Origin of the sequence: Hymenobacter norwichensis DSM 15439 (genome assembly GCF_000420705.1) — a bacterium.
In the GTDB taxonomy this organism is placed as follows: domain Bacteria; phylum Bacteroidota; class Bacteroidia; order Cytophagales; family Hymenobacteraceae; genus Hymenobacter; species Hymenobacter norwichensis.
Genome location: NZ_ATVL01000006.1, coordinates 947,689 through 967,489, shown reverse-complemented (window position 1 = coordinate 967,489; position 19,801 = coordinate 947,689). Strand labels below are relative to the sequence as shown.

Sequence of the window (19,801 nt, the reverse complement as noted above, 5' to 3'; positions counted from 1 at the left end):
CTCTTTTCTGAGTGGACTAGTAGGGTAATAAACAGCAAAGAAAAAGGGCCGCCGTAAATACAGCAGCCCTTTTTTCGAGAAGTTTCAATTAACTCTACTCGTTGTCATTCTCATATGGTAGGTTCGAAGATGTAGTCTTCGAATACGGTACGTTTTGAGGAATAAAGTCGTCTTCTGCTCCTGGTTTACTGTAGTCATAAGGCCAACGGTAAACAGCAGGAATTTCGCCAGGCCAGTTGCCGTGACCAGGCACCACTGGCGTAGTCCATTCCAGAGTAGTGGAACGCCATGGATTCTCAGTAGCACGACGGCCGCGGAAAATGCTGTAAAAGAAGTTGAAGACAAAAACGAATTGAGCGAAGAATGCCAAGATAGCCGCAATCGAAATGAACTTGTTGAGGTCTGCGAATTGGCTAAACATATCGAAACCAGTCCAAGCATAATAACGGCGTGGGAAACCGGCAATGCCTACATAGTGCATCGGCAAGAACACAAGATACACGCCAACGAAAGTCAACCAGAAGTGAATGTAGCCAAGCTTCTCATCCATCATACGGCCGAACATCTTAGGGAACCAATGGTATACCCCAGCGAACAAACCAAAGAATGCTGAGCTGCCCATTACCAAGTGGAAGTGAGCTACCACAAAGTACGTGTTATGCATCTGAATGTCCAATGCTGCATTACCAAGGATAATGCCGGTCAAACCACCCGATATAAACAACGACACAAATCCAATTGAGAAAAGCATAGCCGACGTGAAACGAATATTGCCTCTCCACAAAGTTGCTAGCCAGTTGAAAGTCTTAACTGCTGAAGGAACCGCAATGATGAGCGTCAAGAACATAAACACCGACCCTAAGAAGGGGTTCATGCCCGTTATGAACATGTGGTGAGCCCACACAACAAATGACAACAAGGATATACCCAACAATGACCCGATCATGGCACGGTAGCCAAAAATCGGCTTGCGCGAATTGGTAGCCAGAATTTCTGATACCATACCCATAGCGGGCATGATTACAATGTACACTTCAGGGTGACCAAGGAACCAGAATAAGTGCTGGAACAGAATAGGCGAACCACCTACGTTTGGTAAAGCTTGACCGGCAATGTAGATATCCGACAGGAAAAAGCTGGTACCAAAGCTACGATCAAAAATAAGTAGCAGAGCAGCCGAGAAAAGTACTGGGAAAGAAAGCAAGCCAAGTACAGCCGTTAAGAAAAACGACCAGATTGTGAGAGGCAGTTTGCTCATGCTCATGCCACGGGTACGCAAGTTGATGACTGTGGTGATATAGTTAACACCACCAAGCAACTGCGACACAATGAACAGTGCCATCGATACCAACCACAACGTCATACCCATACCAGAGCCAGGAATAGCTTGTGGTAATGCACTCAAAGGTGGATAGATTGTCCAACCGGCGGCAGCAGGACCAGTTTCCAAGAAAATGGAAATAAACATGATAACGCCTGATACAAAGAAGAACCAGTACGACAACATGTTCATAAAGCCGGAAGCCATGTCTCGGGCTCCAACTTGCAGTGGAATTAGGAAGTTGGAGAAAGTACCCGACAAACCAGCAGTCAGCACGAAAAATACCATGATGGTACCGTGCATAGTTACAAGCGCCAAGTAAAACTCAGGATTTAGCTTACCAGCTTCTACCCACTTACCTAACACTGGAGTCAACCATTCCATGGTAGACTCTGGCCAGCCAAGTTGCAGACGGAATAAGCTAGATAGTGTACCTCCTAGGATAGCCCAGAAAATACCCGTAATCAGAAATTGCTTGGCAATAACCTTGTGGTCAGTGCTGAATACGTACTTGAAGAGCCAGTGCTGGTCATGATGATGATCATCATGTAGCGCGTGCTCGTCGTGCGTAATCTGTGACTCGGTTACACCGATACCACCTTGCACTTGTGCTTGCGTTGGAAGATTAGCAGCCATATAAAAAGCGTGCGATTAACTAAGTGAAATTAGAGCGAAGCCTTAGCAGCAGGCGTTTCAATTACTGCCGCTGCTTTCTTAACAACTAGCTTTTCCTCTTTCTGTTTCAAGGAAGCTAACACGTCAGGGTTCTGTTCAGAGAAAGACTTTTGCTGAGAGAACCAAGCAACGTAATCGTCTGGCTCATCAACTATAATCTTGTACTTCATTGCAAAATGACCACGGCCACAAATCTGGTTGCAAGCCAACTCGTAATCGAACTTTGGATTGCCGAGTTGGGCGCGCATCTCATCAGTGGTCTTGGTTGGTGTAAACCAGAATTTGGTTGGCATGCCTGGCACAGCATACATCTGCACGCGGAAATGCGGCATATATACTGCGTGTAGTACATCGCGTGAGCGGATCTTAAGCAACACCGGGTGTCCCTTAGGGATGTGAATCTCACCTGGTACGAAGTCATCTAAACCTGATTTATCACTCAAGTCGAAGCCAAATTCATTGGTAGCATCAATCAAGCGGTAGTTTACAACACCTAGCTTCATGTCGCGGCCAGGGTAGCGTACCAACCAGTTGAATTGCTTACCCATGATTTCCAAAACTACAGCATCCTTAGGGGCTGGACCAGTAATACGAGTCCATTCTTTCCAGCCGGCAAACACCAGTGCAGCCATTACAATAGCTGGGATTATCGTCCAGATAATCTCGATTTTGTTGTTGTGAGGGAAAAAGTAAGCACGCTGGCCTTCTTTATGCTGGTATTTGTAAGAGTAACCGAACAACAGAACCTGAGTCAGTACGAATACAATTCCAATGATAATCATCGTGGTCCAGAACATCCGCTCGGTGGCATGACCATGAACGGAGGCAATCGGCGGATTCATTTTATTGAAGTTATCGCCGAATGACCAAGCAAACGCAGCCCCGCCAACCACTAGGAACACGATCATAAGCACCGCATTGACGCGGTTGCTAGTTCCAAGTTCGCGGGCCGAGCTACCAGAAAAAATTGAAGTCAGAATCTGGAGTCGAAACAACAAGCCGAAAACGACTAGTAGTAACGCCAGTACCAACAAAACACCAAGAGTAGTCATTTTGTAGAAGTTAGAAACAAGAACTTAGACACTGAAGCGTAAGAGCGAGAATCTACAGCCCAAGCTCCATTGACCTAGTTCTAATATTAAGTGGTATGGTGAACACTCTCGTCCAAGAACGGATGGTGCAATGGCACCAATGATGCTTGTGACAGACGTTTGGTAAGCAACAATAGGAAGCTACCCAAGAACACCAACGCTACCCCGAACTCTATGATGAACCCATTATTTGCCTGCATAGTTGCAGGCATGATCATTAAATAGAAGTCAAACCAGTGACCAATCAGAATAGCAATGCTAACAATCTTTAGCATGATCATTTGACGTTTAGCGTCACGTGTCATCAGCACTAAGAAGGGGAAAGCAAAGTTGATTAGCAGGTTGAAGAAAAACAGCCAAGTATACTGGCCGTTAAAGCCACCTAAGCGCTGATTGAAGTAAACAGACTCCTCGGGTAAGTTGGCATACCAGATCAACATGAACTGCGAGAACCATACGTAAGTCCAGAAGATGCTAAAGCCAAACATAAATTTACCCAAGTCATGCAAGTGGCCAGCTTGTACAAATGAGAGGTAGCCCATTTGCTTCAAAATAATCACACACAGAGTAGTAGCAGCAATGCCCGATACCCACCAAGAAGCAAATACGTACCAACCGAACATTGTTGAGAACCAATGAGTGTCAATAGACATAACCCAGTCCCAAGCCGACATTGAAGAGGTAACAGCGAATAGCACCAGAAATAATGCAGATGCAGTAATACTCTTGTGGAAATACTCAGTTCCACCATTAAGGTCTTCGGCTAAGGATAAAGCTCTCAGCTTGTTTGTGAAAACAACCCAGATGGTGATATATGAAATTGTCCGAATTAAGTAGAAAGGAACGCTTAGAAACCCTGCTTTACCAGCAATGATGTGGTCGTAGTTAGGGCTGCCTTTCGTCATAATCCCTGGTAGCGTCCAATGGAAGATGTCATTGTTGATCAAGCTGGCGCCAAAAATCAGAACTAGCAATACGCCACCGGGCAACACCCAAGCGCTCATAGCTTCGTTGATGCGCTTTATCAGCACAGACCAGCCTGCATATGCCACGTATTGGATGGCCATAAACACAGTGCCTACTACCGATACCCCGGTGAAGAACACGTTGTTATGCCATAGGCTAACCAACAGACGCTTTATCCAGATTGGGCTACCATGGTGAGCGGTTCCTTCATGGCCAGCTGTGGCACCGTGTGCTGCCACTCCTTCATGTGCTGCTTCGCCAATGTGGAATGCAGCCAGTAACAGCCCTATCACTAGCAGGATTACACCAGCAACGATGATAATGATGAATCTTTTTCGGGCGTTAGACGAAACCTGTAGGTATTCGGCTGTAACGCTTTCCTGATGCGTCAGTGTTGCCATTAGTTCTGCGGGTTAGCCGTTTCGCTTGATTTATTCGTTCCGTTTCGTGCTTCCGTTCCACCCTGGCCCGGTGTCGCCGAAGCTTTATCAGCTTGAGCTTCTTGAACAGGTCCTTGGTTCTGAGAATCCGTAGACTCGGAGGTTTGGCCGGCGTCCTGTCCTTTTGCCTTCAGAAAGTCAGACAGTCCATCGGGACCTTTACCTTCCTGAAGCATGCGCACATACATAGCAATCTTCCATCTCTCACTAGGGTTAACCTGTGAGCCGTGTGGCATCATACGGTTGCGCCCCCACTGGATGACATGGTATATATGCCCATCATTCATGGTTTTGTAGGCACCAGCAGAATAGTTAGGAACGCCTTTAAACTTTACCCCTACCGGACCCTGCCCGTCGCCTTGCTCACCATGGCAATGCTGACAGTTACGCACGTAAAGTACTTGCCCTTCTTGTAAGTTATCCTTTGTATAGGAATAAGGGTTTTTCAACACTCGCTCCGCTATTCCAACACTATCCTTTGGGATATGCGAGTAATAATTGAGCTTACCCATTGGCACAGTGCCTACTACTGGTGTCCGTTCGTTGATGCCCATCGGGTTGATGGTGTTAACATCGAACTGCCGCAGCGGATCGTACGGAATAGACTCATACATCTGTGGTGCATACTCGAGGCCGGGGTCATCGGCACGGTTGCAACCAGTTGTCAGCACTGAAGCAAACAGAATAGCCGACGCTTGCAAACCTAGTTTCAGCGAATGCGTCATTAGAATTTGGTCATTTCTTTTTCGTTCACTTCCGATGCGCCATTAGCACGCAACAGTTGTGTCAGATGATTCAGATCAATTTTTTCATTCATTTCTATAGCCACCACAAACTTGTCGTCGGTCGAGCGCACATCTAGTACCGGAGTTTTCCAGCGTGGATATAAGCTACTGATGGTGTAGAAAGTGATAACCATACCGTGACAGGTGAAGAACACCGTCAACTCGAAGGCAACCGGAATGAAAGCTGGCAGGGCAATATGCGGCTTACCACCAATAATCATTGGCCAGTCGAAACCCAACATGTAGATCTGCATCCACAAAGCGAATGACAACCCTGTCATGCCTAGAAAAAAGGCCGCAATCGGCAAACGGGAACGTTCTATGCCCAATGCGTCATCAATACCGTGAATTGGGAAGGGAGTAAATACTTCGTAGATCTTCACTCCCGCTTCGCGGACGTTTTCAATTGCGTGCAGTAGCACATCTTCGTCATCGAAGATTCCGAGGGCAAAGCGCTTACTCATGCTTGTCATAATTTACGGGTGCCGAAGCAGGAACCCCGTGGGTGGCTGGTTGATGAGCTTGGTGATGACCATGGTTGCCAGTGTAAGTTGGGCCATTGTCCACGGTATACTTCAGAACCGATTTCACCTCGGCCATATTGATAACTGGGAAGAACTTGGCAAACAGCAGGAACAAGGTAAAGAACAAGCCCATTGTGCCCACATATATACCAATGTCAATAATCGAGGGAGAGAACATAGCCCAGCTCGAAGGCAAATAGTCGCGGTGCAGGGAAGTTACTATAATTACAAATCGCTCGAACCACATACCAATGTTAACGATAATGGAGAGGATGAACGTAAGCGGGATACTGTAACGCACTCGGCGAATCCACACCAATTGTGGCGTAATTACGTTGCAGGTCATCATCGACCAGTATGCCCACCAATAGGGGCCAGTGGCGCGGTTGACGAATGCATACTGCTCAAACTCCACCTGCGAGTACCAAGCAATGAAGAACTCAGTGATGTATGCAACCCCCACAATTGAACCTGTTACCATCATGATTTTGTTCATCAAGGCAATATGCTCAAGAGTAATATAGTCTTCCAGCTTAAACACAACCCGCGTGATGAGCATCAGCGTGAGTACCATAGCGAAACCTGAGAAGATAGCCCCGGCCACAAAATAGGGTGGGAAGATCGTCGTGTGCCAGCCCGGTACAACCGAGGTAGCAAAGTCCATTGACACAATAGTGTGAACAGATAGTACCAGCGGGGTTGATACACCAGCTAGAATCAACGACACAGTTTCGTAACGCGACCAGTGCTTGGCAGAACCTTTCCAGCCCATGCTCAGCAGTGAGTATGCTACTTTAGCAATAGGACCTTTAGCACGGTCACGGATGGTGGCAAAGTCAGGAACCAAGCCCGTGTACCAGAACACCAGAGACACAGTGAAGTAAGTCGAAATGGCAAACACGTCCCACAGCAACGGAGAGTTAAAGTTTACCCATAACGAACCGAATGTATTTTGCAAGGGAAACACCCAATAAGCCAACCAGGGCCGCCCCATGTGCAACACCGGGAACATAGCGGCACATATAACGGCAAAGATGGTCATTGCCTCGGCGGCGCGGTTGATAGAGGTGCGCCACTTCTGACGAAACAGCAGCAGTACTGCCGAAATCAGCGTACCAGCGTGGCCAATACCAACCCACCACACGAAATTGGTGATGTCCCAAGCCCAACCTACTGTTTTGTTCAAGCCCCACTCCCCTATACCATACCACAAGGTCCGGTATACTGAATAGAGGAATACGCCAAGAAAGAAAAGAGCAACGCTCAGGGCTGCCATCCAACGGATGTTAGGCTTGGCTTCTACCTGACGGCAGATATCCTGGGTTACATCGTGGTACGTTTTCCCCCCGGTTACGAGCGGCTCCCGTACAGGCGATACGTGCTGCATATGTTTATTAATTTTAGTAGGGTTTGGGCACTCAGAACTGAATTTCTCCTCTTTCAGCCTAACACGAAATCCAAGGTTCTAAATCCCCAGACCCCAGATCTGGCTTAGGCGTTAAACTCCGACTTATCTCTATTACGGATTTTAGTCAGGTACGTGATATTCGGCTGGGTATTGATTGAGTCGATTACCTTGAAAGCGCGCTCACCATCCTCACGGCGCCATATTTGAGCAACGCGGGTTTCCGGATCACGCAAATCGCCGAATGTAATAGCTTGGGTTGGGCAAGACTGAGCACAAGCAGTCACGACTTCTCCGTCTTTCGGACGGCGCTTTTCTTTCTTAGCCTCAAGCTTAGCAAGCTGAATACGCTGTACGCAGAAGCTGCACTTCTCCATCACACCACGTGCCCTTACAGTTACGTCTGGGTTCAACACCATGCGGCCTAGATCAGTGAACATGTGGCTGTTCACGTCCTCGAACTTCTCGTTGGAGTAGTAAGAGAACCAGTTGAAACGACGAACCTTGTATGGACAGTTGTTGGCGCAATAACGAGTGCCTACGCAACGGTTATACGTCATCTGGTTAAGACCTTCCGAGCTGTGCGTAGTAGCAAGTACGGGGCAAACCGTTTCGCAAGGAGCATGATTGCAATGCTGACACATCATCGGCTGGAAAATAACCGATGGGTTTTCCGAGGGGTGCTCCATAGCCTCGTAGGTTGCGAGCTTACCTTTTTCCTCGAAATCTTCCTTGTGGGCATCCGAGCTGTAATAACGGTCGATACGCAGCCAGTGCATCTCGCGACGATTGATTACTTCTTGTTTGCCTACAACCGCAACGTTGTTCTCCACCTGGCACCCAATCACGCATGAGCCACAGCCAATGCACGAGTTGAGGTCAATGGACATACCCCAATGGTGGTTCTTGTATTCGTAATCCTGCCACAGAGAAACCTTGTTTGGCTTCTGTGGTCCATCGGGAGTGGAAATAGTTTCGTATTCCGTTACCTCCTTAGGATTCTTGATATACTGTGCTAGAGTAGCTTCCTGCACCACGGACTTACGGTCCATGATGGTGTGGTGAGTCTGGGTTTGGGCAATCGGAGAAGTAGCACCAGTTTTTTCTAGCTGCACTACATTAGAATACACCAAGCTATTGTCGCGGACAACGGCTAGAGGATATACGTTTGCACCTACACTGTCGCCTACCCGGCCAGCCTTCTCGCGGCCGTAGCCGATAGCAATGCTGACACTCCCTTTAGCCTGACCTGGCTGAATCAGAACGGGAAGCTCGATTGGTTTGGCACCATTGACCGAAACCTTGAGCACATCATTTTGCTCCCACTTATTGGTTACCGCCATGTCGCGTGGAACGGCAACGTAGTTACCCCAAGTGGCTTTGGTAACCGGGTCGGGAAGTTCCTGAAGCCACGGGTTGTTGGCCTCGCAGCCACCGGCACCAATGCCTACTTTCTCATATAGGCATAGCTCTACACCCGTAACCTTAGGTGAGGCAGTAACAGCAGAAACAGCTTGGTCCACCGACATCGTCGGTGCGAGTTGCGGCTGTGTTGCAGGAGCAAGTGTGCCTGTTGCTACCCCGTCATGTACTGCTTTATCCCAAGCTTTCTGGAAGTCACCAGCAAGTACACCACGCCAAGAGTCGCGCAGGTAGTTATAGTAAGACTTGGTATTTCCAGACCAAATCAGTAAGCTATCCTGCGCTTGGCGCGTTGCGAACAGAGGCGAAATGGCTGGTTGGGATAGGCTGAGGTATCCACGTTTGGGCTCGAAGTCATTCCATGACTCCAAGAAGTTATGGTCAGGGCAAGCATAGTAGCAAAGGGCACCTGTCTCGTCCAGACGGTCATTGAGAGAGATGCTCACTGGAACCTTAGCAATTCCGCTTTTAACCTTTTCTGCCAGCGGGTGATCGTATGCAGGGTTGGCGTTATAGAAGATAACAGCGCCAACGCTACCAGCATTCATGTCATTCACCAATCGCAGTAAGCGGGCATCATCTCCCTGACGTACCAACGAAGGGGTCGTTAAATCAACGGAGGTACCTACGTTGCCTAGGCTTTGGTTGATGGCGGCCACCAGAGTCTGGATAGCAACATCGTTGGAACCTGACACCACGAGGCTACGGCCTCGTGCTGCTTTCAAGTCAGAGGCTACTTTCTTAATTTCCTTGCTGGAACCAGCACTACCGCCACCTATTACTTCGTTGTACAGAGCCAACGTAGTAGCACCCATTTCAGAGGGTTTAACAGGAACGCGCACATCAGCATTCGAACCTGTCAGCGTCAGCATCGTCTCAAACTGGTAGTGCCGCGACATGCTTTTCTTTTCGCTCGAAACCTTACGGTTCGTCACGTACTGAGCAGCGAATTCCACCGGAGAAATCCAAGTGCCAAGGAAGTCAGCTCCCAAGCCTACAATTACATCGGCCTTGCTGAAATCGTACGCAGGTAATACGCCGCCATTAGCCCGCAGCAATGCCGATTGCGAGTTGGCATCGTACATGACATGCTCGGTATTGGGATACCGGGCCGCAAACTCCGCAATAACTTTCTTAGTGCTTGGGCTGATGATTGTCGGCGAAACAATGGCAATCCGTCCTGTGGCACCTGCCAGCTTAGTCCGAATTTCCTGATCGACCTTATCCTTGTCTGCTTTGTTGCCCTTAATTGTGAAGTGCTGCAAACGTCCTTTATCATACAGATTTAGAACAGCAGCCTGTGCACGAGCTGACAAACCACCACGCGTGATAGGTGACTCCGGATTGCCTTCCAGCTTTATCGGACGACCTTCACGAGTCTTTACCAGAATGCTGTTGTAATCCGAACCGTTGAAGTAGGTAGAAGCGTAGAAGTTAGCAATACCTGGATCTACTTCTTCGGGTTTGTTGAGGTAAGGAATTGCCTTGCGAATGGGAGTTTCGCAGCTAGCTAACGTAGCAGCCGCAATACCGAAACCCATAAGCTTGAGGAAATCACGACGTGGAGCAACTGTGGCATCCGAAGAGCCATGAGCTTCCTTCATGGGCAAGAAATCTCCAAACTCGCTGAACGCGTTTTTGGTGAACTCGGGTGAGTTCTCTAATTCCTCAATTCCCTTCCAGTACTTAGGCGAGTCTTGCATTTGTTATAGAGACTTATGGGTCTTAAGATGTGATGCTTAATGCATCTTGGCATCTTAAGTTTGAAGGCTTGTGTTAGGTGACTTATGATTACGGATTTCGCTTGAACCTTTGGACTACGTGCTCAAAGACCCAAGCGAAATCAATCAGTTAGTAGTGGCACTTAGAGCATTCCGTACCGCCGTTTGACGATACTGTGAATGGTGCTGCACCATTGGCTTGGTCATGCAGCTTCACTAAGTTGTTGTAGTAGCCGTTACCCTTCGTGTTGAGTGGGGTTTCGCGGTGGCAGTTGATACACCAACCCATAGTCAGCGGCGAATACTGATATACTACCTCCATATTCTGGATAGGGCCGTGGCAAGTCTGGCACTCAATACCACCAACTTGTGTGTGCTGCGAGTGGTTGAAGTAAGCCAAGTCAGGTAGGTTGTGAATACGCACCCACTGGATAGGCTGCTTACGCTCAATAGCGCGGTAGATTTTCTTGATTTCCTGTGACTCAGTTTTGATCTGCGAATGGCAGTTCATACAGATGTTAGCCGACGGGATGTTAGCTGACTTGCTCTTGTACACTGAAGTGTGGCAATAGGCGCAGTTGATCTGGTTTTCGCCAGCGTGTAGCTTGTGAGAGAAAGCAATTGGCTGAGTGGGCTGATATCCTTGCGTCAGGCCGACGCCCATAGCACCCTGCACCGATTCGTACAGGATAACCAGCGTGAATACCACACCAGCACCAATCCGGATAGCCGAGGATTTGTAAAGCTTGCTCCAGTCGAAGCGCTGCTCCAAGATTTCAACGTCACGGCCGTCGAGGTCTTTCCGACCGCGCAGTACGTCTTTCATGATATTGGCAATGATAACCAGTGTTACCACCAGTACAATCAGCACCACTACCAACACAATCAGCAGCACATCGGCATACTGACCAGCACCGCCAGCATCAGCACCTAGTTTGGTATCTGTTGCAGGGTCTGCTTTGTCGGTTCCGGCTCCACCACCTGTAGCGGCCTTGGCTCCACCCTCCTGTGAAGTAACCCAAGCTAGGATGGAAGTAATTTCCTGATCCGACAGTTGAAAGCTAGGCATCTGCTGCTTCTGGTATTGGTTGAAGAGCTTCACAGCATATTCGTCACCACTGGCAACTACTTTGCTGGAATTCTTAATCCAAGGAATCAGCCAAGATACCGGACGGCGCTTAGTGATACCAGCCAAGGCAGGACCCACTACCACGTCATTCACAGCGTGGCACTGAGCACAATTGCCTTTGAAAAGGGCATCACCGGCTGCAATGGCGGCAGCATCACCACCACCAGCACCAGGAGTTGCAGCAGCCGCAGGAGCAGCGGCGGCACTAGCATTGCCGGCATTAGAGCTACCGGGAGTTACCCCTTCTTTGCTCACGGCCGGGGCCGCTCCTACATCCTGCGCCGAGGAATTACCTACGGCTGCAAGCGTCAGAAACAGAGCTAGAAAGAAGTGAGAAAAAGAACGTAGGCGAATGCTATTCATAGCACAATTTTACTGGAAAGAAAGAAACGCGGGGGGTGCTTCAAGGCCACAAATGTAGGTTAGGAATCGTAGAGAACAAACCCAAGCAGGCTAATTCTCGCCTCGCAGAGCTAGCTTAGAATGATTCTAAAAACATTGCCTTGCACCTATTACTATATAGATGTAGGCAGCAGTAACGACAGCCAATAGGCTCAACTTTCCTTTCCTCCACCCGCTTCATTAGCAACTCCACAAAAGGGAAAGAGGTTTGCTCTCTGACTCACAAATTGTTAGAAAAATGAGAGCTATAAATAATTAAGAGCCTGGGCGAAGCAATGCTTCTGAAAAACCGTATCTTTGCCGGCTCATTAATTTTTTTCACACATCAAATTCTACCCCGTCGTAATGGAAGTAAGAAATTACGAGACGGTCTTCATTTTGACTCCCGTTTTGAACGAGGGCCAAGTGCAAGAGACGGTCGAGAAGTTCTCGCAGGTGCTTAAGGAAAATAGCGCCGAAATCATCAACACTGAAGCTTGGGGCCTAAAGAAATTGGCTTATCCAATTCAGAAAAAAAATACGGGCTATTACTTCCTCGTGGAGTTCACTGGCTCGGGTAACATCGTGGATACGCTGGAACTTGCCTTCCGTCGGGATGAGCGGGTAATCCGCTTCCTCACCACTGTTATGGACAAGCATGCTGTTTCGTACAGCCAGCGCCGCCGCAACGGGGAGATGAACCAGCAGAAAGCACAGAAACAATCGGAAGCCGTAGCCCAGTAATTTAGCATATGAGCCTCGCCAACGAACGTATCCATAAGCAGGATACCCGCAAGAAGTACTGCCGTTTCAAGAAGAATGGCATCAAGTACGTTGATTACAAAGACCCGAACTTTCTGCTGAAGTTCGTGAACGAGCAGGGTCGCATTCTGCCCCGCCGCATCACGGGCACTAGCCTAAAGTTCCAGCGCAAAGTAGCCCAAGCCGTGGCCAAAGCCCGTCACTTGGCCCTCATGCCGTACGTAACCGACTCTTTGAAATAGATGGTTGTTGAATTGTTGATTGTTGATTGTTAAATGGCTAACCATCTAGGACGCCTTTCAATCAACAATCCAACAACTAGCAATCAACAATTTAGACAATCATGGAAGTAATTCTGAAAGACGACGTAAAGGGGCTGGGCTATAAGAACGACACCGTAACGGTGAAGCCCGGTTTTGGTCGCAACTACCTGCTGCCGCAAGGCTTGGCTATTCTAGCCGACAAAACCAACAAGAAAATTGTTGCCGAAAACATCCGTCAGGCTGCTCATAAGGCTGACAAAGTGAAAGGCGACGCTCAAGCCATTGCTGATAAGATTGGGGACGTAGTTCTTGAGATTCCGGCAAAAGTGGGTGAAAGCGGCAAAATATTTGGCCGTGTAACCACCCTTCAGCTGGCTGAAGCTCTTAAAAACAAAGGCATCGATGTGGAGCGCAAGCGCCTGTCGTTTGACCAAGAGCCTGGTGCTGTAGGCGAGTACACTGCTACTGTGGACTTGCACCGCGAAGTGAAGCACAAAGTGCGCTTCAACGTAGTAGCTGAGTAAGCACACTTGAATTTTAGAAGGGGCCCGTCTGTTATACAGTCGGGCCTTTTTTGATTGTATAGCCCGAAAGCACGTACTATACACTTTCAAGTATCTAGCTTCTTATCAGTAACTACCAGAAGCTATTAGAGACTTGGCAGTAAATTGTGTTAGAGTGTTGGGCCAGATCCGAGTTTTGGCTGAACGAACTAAGTTGAGTAGGTTGCCTGTCCGTTGGCTGTTATTGGCTGTATTTGTTTGGAATGTTTCGCACTGAATTACCTCTCGTCCCCACTCCTCAGCAACTGCCACTTTCGGCACGCGTGCTGACTATTGGCTCCTGCTTTTCTGATACCATTGGAGTTCGGCTGGTTGAAGCCAAAGTACAAGCCTCTGTCAATCCGTTTGGTACAGTCTTTAATCCACTTTCTGCTTGCAAGCTGCTTCGAGCTGCTGCCGGTGAAGAAACTGATTGGCAGCAGCACCTAGTAGAAGCGCGCGGCCGATGGCAGAGCTACGATTTGCATGCGACCTTAGGTGCCGACTCGCCAGTGGATCTGCTTCAGACGCTGCAACAGGTATTACGCGACGCTGGAGTTTTTCTGGCTACAGCTGATACAGTGATTCTGACCCTCGGCTCGGCGTGGGTATATCGTTTGAAGGAAACCGATGAACTGGTAAGCAATTGCCACAAAATGCCTGCCGAGAAATTCAGCAAGGAGTTGCTGACACCAGACGAAATCATTAATGCCGTAGCAGAAACGCATGCCTATTTGCGCTTGCGAAATCCGGAACTGCGCTTTGTGCTGACGGTGAGCCCAGTGCGACATCTCAAGGATACACTGCCCCTAAATGCAGTGAGCAAATCGGTGTTGCGCGTAGCATGCCATTACCTGAGTGAGTTGTTGCCTGACGTATCTTACTTTCCAGCGTATGAACTGCTGCTAGATGATTTGCGCGACTACCGCTTTTATGCAGCAGATATGCTGCATCCATCGCCGGTTGCCGAAGATTATATCTGGGAGCGGTTTGCCCGCACTTATTTCGATGCAGATTTTGGCCGTTTCCGGAAAGAATGGGACGCGGTACAGCAAGCGCTGCATCATCGCCCGTTGTATGATGCATCACCAGAACACCGGCAGTTTTTACTTGGCACGCTGGAGCGGCTGGAAAAATTGTCGAATCGGGCCGATATGCGCATGGAAATACTGGAAGTACGCAAGCGGCTAGATAATCTACCTCTGCCGAAACCAGTATCCGTACCAGAAATTGCGCTTGATGATGATGAAGAGCGAATTGATGTTGGAGATGGTTCCTCAGCAGTATTGGAAGGTGTAACGCCCACGTTATTACCGATACTAGTGCCTGTAGATACTACTGATACGCTTGACGATAATTCAGTAAGTGAGGCCGAAACTTTGGCTGAGGCCATGACAGAAACGTTTTTACCCAAGAAAAAACGCCGGAGCCGAGGCGGCGCCAAGCGTAACAAGAAAAAACAAGCGATTCGCTTAGCGGAGGAAGCAGACTCAACAACTGAGTCAGGATCAACAATGGCGGCGGAAACGGATATACTTACTGAAAACTCAGCAGTTGTCAGTCCGTCAACCAACGCGGATTCCCTTGAGGCGACGCCCGCAGCGGTAACCCTTGACCCGGAGGTGCCTCTACAAACCGCATTGGAACGCCGAAAACGCTCTTCGCGCCGGAATAGGGGCCGTAATAAGCAAAACACGGAAGCAGCTACAGTTGTGCCAACGGATGTTACCCCTTCAGTTCCGATAGAGGCGCCGGAGCTAGTGACATCTGGTGACCATGATGAAGTAGAGGAATTAGATAGTCTTGCGCCAATAACCTCTCCTGAAGAGGCAACAGAAAAAACTGAACAAAGCACCAATACTGAACAGGTGGCACCATCTGTTGGCCAGCGTCCAGTTCGTACTGGCCGCTCAGCTAGTGAAGTGCGGGCGGCAGCCTTGCGTAAGCCACGCCGGCCTGATTCGCGCATTAAAGCGTTATACGCTACACCGTCCACTCCAGAAGAAGAGCCAGTAACACCAAGTACTGAACCTACCCTTCTCCAGAGTGTACCAGGCCCCAGCAATACTGTTGACATTCCGGCTGATACACCGGTAATCACTACCGAAGAAATTACGGCTCCCATTCAATCTGCAACTCCAACAAGGCTACCTGTTGTCAGCGCTATTCCGTTGGTTCGGGGTACAGGAGCTTCTGGGCGGCTAAGTGGCTCTGGGCAGGCAACGCTCAATACTCGCAAAGCATCTACTGCCGCGCCAGCGCCGGCCGAACTACCACCGGTTGTAGCCACGGAGTCAATGCCCGTAGCAGAGACTAAAGAGTTAGTGGATACTAATTCTTCTACTTCGGCTAACACCACACCTAATGTAGAGCCGGTATCTACCGATGTAGCTACCCCTGTTGCACTGCCCCTTGCTGCTGTTGTTAAGAAGACAAGAACACGACCAGCTAGCAAGAAGAACAAACCAGAAGACGCCCCAGCCGAAACCCCGATTTCGACTACGGCAAAACCACGGGCTAAGAAGGCTGCCACTAAATCAAGCGAAACTGCTCCTGAAGCTCCCGCGCCCGATGTAATAAGTCAACCGGCTACGGTACCAACTACCCGTCGGCGGAAAGCTGCACAGAAACCCGCTGTAGTGTCAGAGCCGCCTGCCGAGAAGCCTAAACGAGCTCTACGCCCGTCGCGCCGCAAACCAACTGCGTCCGATGAAGCAGCGGATGCCTCGTAATTAAGTTTTTCAAAACCCGGCCCTATAGGACCGGGTTTTGTTTTTTCCTGCCTTCTTCTTTCCGTAATCACGCATAGTCCCGACCAACTGCCAGAACGTTGCGCCAAGCAGTACCACAAGCTATATAGCTGTACCGTTCAACGATTTTCTTGGTGCTCGCACCCGGTAGGCACGGCACCTTGTTATCTTTACCTTTCGCTTTCAGATTGTTTCTCCTTTGAGTCTTACGTTCGACTTTGTTCAGCCGCAGCCGGAATCGACTGCTGACCGTGTCACGCTGTTTGCCGACGTGATTCTACCGTTGCCGCTGCCCAAGCTCTACACCTACCGCGTCCCGTACGAGCTAAACGACCAAGTGGTGATTGGCGGACGGGTAATTGTGCAGTTTGGCGCCAAACGGACGCTAAGTTGCATTGTAGCGGCCGTCCACGAAACGCCACCCAAAGAATACCAAGCTAAATATATCCTGGAGTTTATCGACGATGCTCCTGTTGTCACGCAGCCGCAGCTCCAATTGGTTCGCTGGATTGCCGACTATTATATGTGCACGTTGGGCGAGGTGATAAATGCCGCGCTGCCAGCGGCTCTCAAGCTCAGCTCCGAATCGAGAGTACAATTGCATCCGGCTTTCGTGCGCGAGGAGAATCCGTACCCACTTAGTGAGCAGGAAGAAAAGATTGTGGACACGCTGAGCACCGGCGAAGACGGCAAATCATTAACTTTTACTGAAGTGGGTGATTTACTGGGCGTGGCATCCTTCCATAAGGTGATTAAGAGCCTAATGCAGAAGGACGTGATTTTTCTGTTTGAACACCTGTCAGATAAATACGCCCCGAAGGTGGTAAAAAAGGTGCGGCTGGCGCATCATTTTGTAGCTGAAGCTGCGCTGGAAAGCCTATTTGCGCAGCTGGCCGCCCGACCCAAGCAACTGGATGTGCTGATGCGCTACCTGCAAAAGGTGCCCGTGTACCAGAGTGAGTTTACCAACCAGAATGGCATCGAAAAAGCCTACCTCACATCGGCGCCGCACCTCTCCCCTTCTGCTGTCAACACCCTAATAAAGAACGGGGTATTAGAGCAGTTCGATGTAATTGTGTCGCGCTTCCCCCTAGATGATGCCACGCAGGCCAACATGCATTTCACGCTGAGCGAAGCCCAGACCACGGCCCGCGACGAAGTGATGCGCTTGTTCAACACCAAAGATATTGTGCTGCTGCACGGCGTGACAGGTGCGGGCAAAACAGAAATTTACATCGACCTAATTCGTAACGCGCTGGATGGTGGTGGCCAAGTACTGTATTTGCTGCCCGAAATTGCCCTTACGGCCCAAATTGTTACTCGGTTAATGCGCGTGTTCGGTTCTCGGCTGGGCGTGTATCACTCCAAGTTCTCCGACAATGAGCGGGTAGAGGTGTGGAACGGGGTACTATCGGGGCGGTTTCAGGTGGTAATTGGGGTACGCTCAGCAGTGTTTCTGCCGTTCGATAACCTCGCGTTGGTAATTGTGGACGAAGAGCACGAATCGAGCTACAAGCAGTACGATCCTGCCCCACGCTACAACGCCCGCGAAGTGGCCTTGATGATGGCTAATTTTCAGGGCGCCAAAACCTTGCTCGGTTCGGCAACGCCCGCTGTGGAAACGTTCTACCAGACCCGCACCGGCCGCTATGGGCTTGTTACGCTTAGCAAGCGGTTCGGGGAGGCAGGCTTACCGGAAATTGAGTTGGTAGACACGCGTAAGAGCCGGGATGCGAAGAAGATGCTCAACCACTTCACGCCCGAGTTGCTGACAGCTATGGAAACCAAGCTTAGCCTCAAAGAGCAGGTGATTCTATTCCAGAACCGGCGCGGCTATTCCCCGTTCATCAATTGTGTGGATTGCGGCTGGATTCCAAAGTGCATGAACTGCGCCGTAAGCTTGAGCTACCATAAACAGGCGCACGAGCTACGCTGCCACTATTGCGGTTACCACGACCGGATGCCGGTGGAATGCCCGGCTTGTGGTTCCCGTAACCTGAAAACCGTAGGCTTCGGTACCGAGAAGATAGAAGACGACCTGAAGGTGATGCTCCCCCAAGCCAACGTACAGCGCATGGACCTGGATACCACCCGCGCCAAAAACTCCTATCAACAAATCATCGGCGACTTCGAGCAGCAGAAAACTAACATTCTGGTGGGCACCCAGATGGTAACAAAGGGACTGGACTTTGCCAACGTGAGCCTCGTGGGCATCATCAACGCCGACAGCATCATTCACTACCCCGATTTTCGGGCGCACGAGCGGGCATTCCAGATGTTTGTGCAGGTGAGCGGCCGGGCAGGACGCAAAGGCAAAAAAGGCAAAGTCATCATCCAGACAGCCGACCCGTTGCAAGTCATCTTCGACAAGGTGATTCGTAACGACTACCTGGAGTTTTACGACTACGAGATTACGCAGCGGCGTGAACACGGCTACCCGCCGTTTATGCGGGTCATTCGATTGGTGATCAAGCACATGGACCAGCTGTTGTGCGAGCGAGCTGCCATTCTGCTTACTGGCGAGTTGGTAGCCCGACTGGGCCGTGAGGCTGTGCTAGGGCCGGAAGCGCCGTATATCTTCCGCATCCGTAATTTCTACTTGCAAGAAATCACCATCAAGCTCAGCCGGGAACATACCGTTCTCAAATCAGCCAAAGCAGATATTCTGGCGGCCATCAACGTGGTGAAAGACCAGAAGGACTACAAGCAAGCCCGTTTTGTGGCTGATGTTGACCCTATGTAGTGACAAACAGAAAATCGGCAATTTGCTTTCTACGATTGCACGATGGATAGGACTGCACCTACCAGCAACACTATTACGGCCACAGGGAGCAGAAGCAGAAAGTAACCACTAATCAAGAATCCCAATAGCCCCATTATTCCTCCAATTATCATCAAGCAAAACCCTGTCTTTGGTTTTTGACCTACGCGGGCATCTGGATTTATGGATTCTGGCACTATTGTCTGCCCCGAAGTTTGAGCAGAGGGCAAAGCAGCCGCTTTACGTGCTTCTCTTAAGCGGCGCAAGCGGCCATTCTTCCCTTGAAAGAAAAGCAAACCAAGACCTAGAAGGGCCATTATTAATCCTCCTAGAAAGAGTATCAATTGGCCTAAGCCGCCCCATTCTGTTTTAGGAGCTTCGCCGGAGTTAGCGATTACCACTCCTATTCCTACTGCGGCTATTGCACCACCAATGCTGTTCACTACAGTAGTAGTTGGGTCTGCTTTGCCACTTATCGCTGTCTTTGACGCTCTATCTGTGGTGTCGGGCACTAACGAGAGGGAAGTCGAAGCTGGTCTTAAATAAATATTTTTTGTCTCTTCCCGAGCAATTTCGGTGGGTAATGCAGCTATTAGGATTGGGGGAGTTGGAGTAACAGGTACCGAGGTACGGATAGCTATATCAGACCGATACGTTTCAGTGGCTGGCAATATGGTGCTAATTCGAGTGCTCTGACAACCGATAGCCAGCAAAGCCAGAAACAAAATCTTGCCACGATGAAGCATATTAGAATAGTGAAGTAAAATATAATAAATAACAAGTATTGGTTTTGAATTAGCAAATCAACTACCACAAAAAACAACAGCCCCAACCAATTAGCTTGGTTGGGGCTGTTGTATATG

General features: G+C 49.4%; 14 protein-coding genes. 5 read left to right on the top strand and 9 right to left on the bottom strand.

The window, feature by feature from the left end; genetic code table 11:
* Positions 1-94: 94 nt before the first annotated feature.
* The 8 genes from G536_RS0105350 to G536_RS0105315 all read right to left on the bottom strand — a co-directional run bounded on the left by G536_RS0105350 (position 95) and on the right by G536_RS0105315 (position 11,842).
* Entirely contained in the window at positions 95-1,957 is a 1,863-nt protein-coding gene (locus tag G536_RS0105350; protein WP_022822557.1) for a cytochrome c oxidase subunit I, read from the bottom strand.
* A gap of 29 nt (positions 1,958-1,986) precedes the next feature.
* On the bottom strand, positions 1,987-3,048 hold the full coding sequence (locus tag G536_RS0105345) for a cytochrome c oxidase subunit II (RefSeq protein WP_022822556.1): 1,062 nt from the start codon (positions 3,046-3,048) through the stop codon (positions 1,987-1,989).
* Positions 3,049-3,134: 86 nt separating this feature from the next.
* Positions 3,135-4,454: a hypothetical protein gene (locus G536_RS0105340; RefSeq protein ID WP_022822555.1), complete on the bottom strand. Its 1,320-nt coding sequence runs from the start codon at positions 4,452-4,454 to the stop codon at positions 3,135-3,137.
* Positions 4,454-5,218, bottom strand: coding sequence for a c-type cytochrome (locus tag G536_RS26395; protein WP_051166844.1), 765 nt, complete (start codon positions 5,216-5,218; stop codon positions 4,454-4,456). The genes G536_RS0105340 and G536_RS26395 overlap by 1 nt, the downstream gene beginning before the upstream one ends.
* A complete protein-coding gene (locus tag G536_RS0105330) occupies positions 5,218-5,742 on the bottom strand; it encodes a DUF3341 domain-containing protein (RefSeq protein WP_022822553.1) in 525 nt (174 codons plus the stop codon). Before G536_RS0105330 ends, G536_RS26395 begins: the two co-directional genes overlap by 1 nt.
* Positions 5,735-7,189, bottom strand: coding sequence for an NrfD/PsrC family molybdoenzyme membrane anchor subunit (nrfD, locus tag G536_RS26390; RefSeq protein ID WP_022822552.1), 1,455 nt, complete (start codon positions 7,187-7,189; stop codon positions 5,735-5,737). The genes G536_RS0105330 and nrfD overlap by 8 nt, the downstream gene beginning before the upstream one ends.
* Positions 7,190-7,293: 104 nt before the next feature.
* Complete coding sequence (locus G536_RS0105320) at positions 7,294-10,332, bottom strand: TAT-variant-translocated molybdopterin oxidoreductase (RefSeq protein ID WP_022822551.1); 3,039 nt, start codon at positions 10,330-10,332, stop codon at positions 7,294-7,296.
* A 148-nt stretch (positions 10,333-10,480) separates the two neighbouring features.
* On the bottom strand, positions 10,481-11,842 hold the full coding sequence (locus tag G536_RS0105315) for a c-type cytochrome (RefSeq protein WP_022822550.1): 1,362 nt from the start codon (positions 11,840-11,842) through the stop codon (positions 10,481-10,483).
* A gap of 384 nt (positions 11,843-12,226) precedes the next feature.
* On the opposite strand from G536_RS0105315, the gene rpsF reads away from it, so the two are divergent.
* The 5 genes from rpsF (at position 12,227) to priA (ending at position 18,920) form a co-directional block, all read left to right on the top strand.
* Complete coding sequence (rpsF, locus tag G536_RS0105310; RefSeq protein WP_022822549.1) at positions 12,227-12,604, top strand: 30S ribosomal protein S6; 378 nt, start codon at positions 12,227-12,229, stop codon at positions 12,602-12,604.
* A gap of 8 nt (positions 12,605-12,612) precedes the next feature.
* On the top strand, positions 12,613-12,864 hold the full coding sequence (gene rpsR / locus G536_RS0105305; protein WP_022822548.1) for a 30S ribosomal protein S18: 252 nt from the start codon (positions 12,613-12,615) through the stop codon (positions 12,862-12,864).
* A 101-nt stretch (positions 12,865-12,965) separates the two neighbouring features.
* Positions 12,966-13,409: a 50S ribosomal protein L9 gene (gene rplI, locus G536_RS0105300; protein WP_022822547.1), complete on the top strand. Its 444-nt coding sequence runs from the start codon at positions 12,966-12,968 to the stop codon at positions 13,407-13,409.
* Positions 13,410-13,651: 242 nt separating this feature from the next.
* The gene (locus G536_RS31340; RefSeq protein ID WP_084708506.1) at positions 13,652-16,159 is read left to right on the top strand and encodes a GSCFA domain-containing protein; all 2,508 of its coding nucleotides are present in this window, start codon (positions 13,652-13,654) and stop codon (positions 16,157-16,159) included.
* Positions 16,160-16,376: 217 nt separating this feature from the next.
* Positions 16,377-18,920 carry a replication restart helicase PriA gene (priA, locus tag G536_RS0105280; RefSeq protein WP_022822543.1) on the top strand — a complete coding sequence of 848 codons (2,544 nt, stop codon included), beginning with the start codon at positions 16,377-16,379 and terminating at the stop codon, positions 18,918-18,920.
* Between the two features lie 29 nt (positions 18,921-18,949).
* Here the strand turns inward: priA and G536_RS32045 are convergent, their stop codons facing one another.
* Positions 18,950-19,684: a hypothetical protein gene (locus G536_RS32045; protein WP_157530422.1), complete on the bottom strand. Its 735-nt coding sequence runs from the start codon at positions 19,682-19,684 to the stop codon at positions 18,950-18,952.
* Between the last annotated feature and the right edge of the window lie 117 nt (positions 19,685-19,801).

Excerpts from the sequence above, each read along its gene's own strand:
- nrfD (WP_022822552.1), bottom strand. The coding sequence starts at position 7,189 with ATGCAGCACGTATCGCCTGTACGGGAGCCGCTCGTAACCGGGGGGAAA.
- G536_RS31340 (WP_084708506.1), top strand. The coding sequence starts at position 13,652 with ATGTTTCGCACTGAATTACCTCTCGTCCCCACTCCTCAGCAACTGCCA.
- G536_RS26395 (WP_051166844.1), bottom strand. The coding sequence starts at position 5,218 with ATGACGCATTCGCTGAAACTAGGTTTGCAAGCGTCGGCTATTCTGTTT.
- G536_RS0105350 (WP_022822557.1), bottom strand. The coding sequence starts at position 1,957 with ATGGCTGCTAATCTTCCAACGCAAGCACAAGTGCAAGGTGGTATCGGT.
- rpsF (WP_022822549.1), top strand. The coding sequence starts at position 12,227 with ATGGAAGTAAGAAATTACGAGACGGTCTTCATTTTGACTCCCGTTTTG.
- G536_RS32045 (WP_157530422.1), bottom strand. The coding sequence starts at position 19,684 with ATGCTTCATCGTGGCAAGATTTTGTTTCTGGCTTTGCTGGCTATCGGT.
- G536_RS0105315 (WP_022822550.1), bottom strand. The coding sequence starts at position 11,842 with ATGAATAGCATTCGCCTACGTTCTTTTTCTCACTTCTTTCTAGCTCTG.
- rpsR (WP_022822548.1), top strand. The coding sequence starts at position 12,613 with ATGAGCCTCGCCAACGAACGTATCCATAAGCAGGATACCCGCAAGAAG.
- G536_RS0105340 (WP_022822555.1), bottom strand. The coding sequence starts at position 4,454 with ATGGCAACACTGACGCATCAGGAAAGCGTTACAGCCGAATACCTACAG.
- G536_RS0105320 (WP_022822551.1), bottom strand. The coding sequence starts at position 10,332 with ATGCAAGACTCGCCTAAGTACTGGAAGGGAATTGAGGAATTAGAGAAC.
- G536_RS0105345 (WP_022822556.1), bottom strand. The coding sequence starts at position 3,048 with ATGACTACTCTTGGTGTTTTGTTGGTACTGGCGTTACTACTAGTCGTT.
- rplI (WP_022822547.1), top strand. The coding sequence starts at position 12,966 with ATGGAAGTAATTCTGAAAGACGACGTAAAGGGGCTGGGCTATAAGAAC.
- G536_RS0105330 (WP_022822553.1), bottom strand. The coding sequence starts at position 5,742 with ATGAGTAAGCGCTTTGCCCTCGGAATCTTCGATGACGAAGATGTGCTA.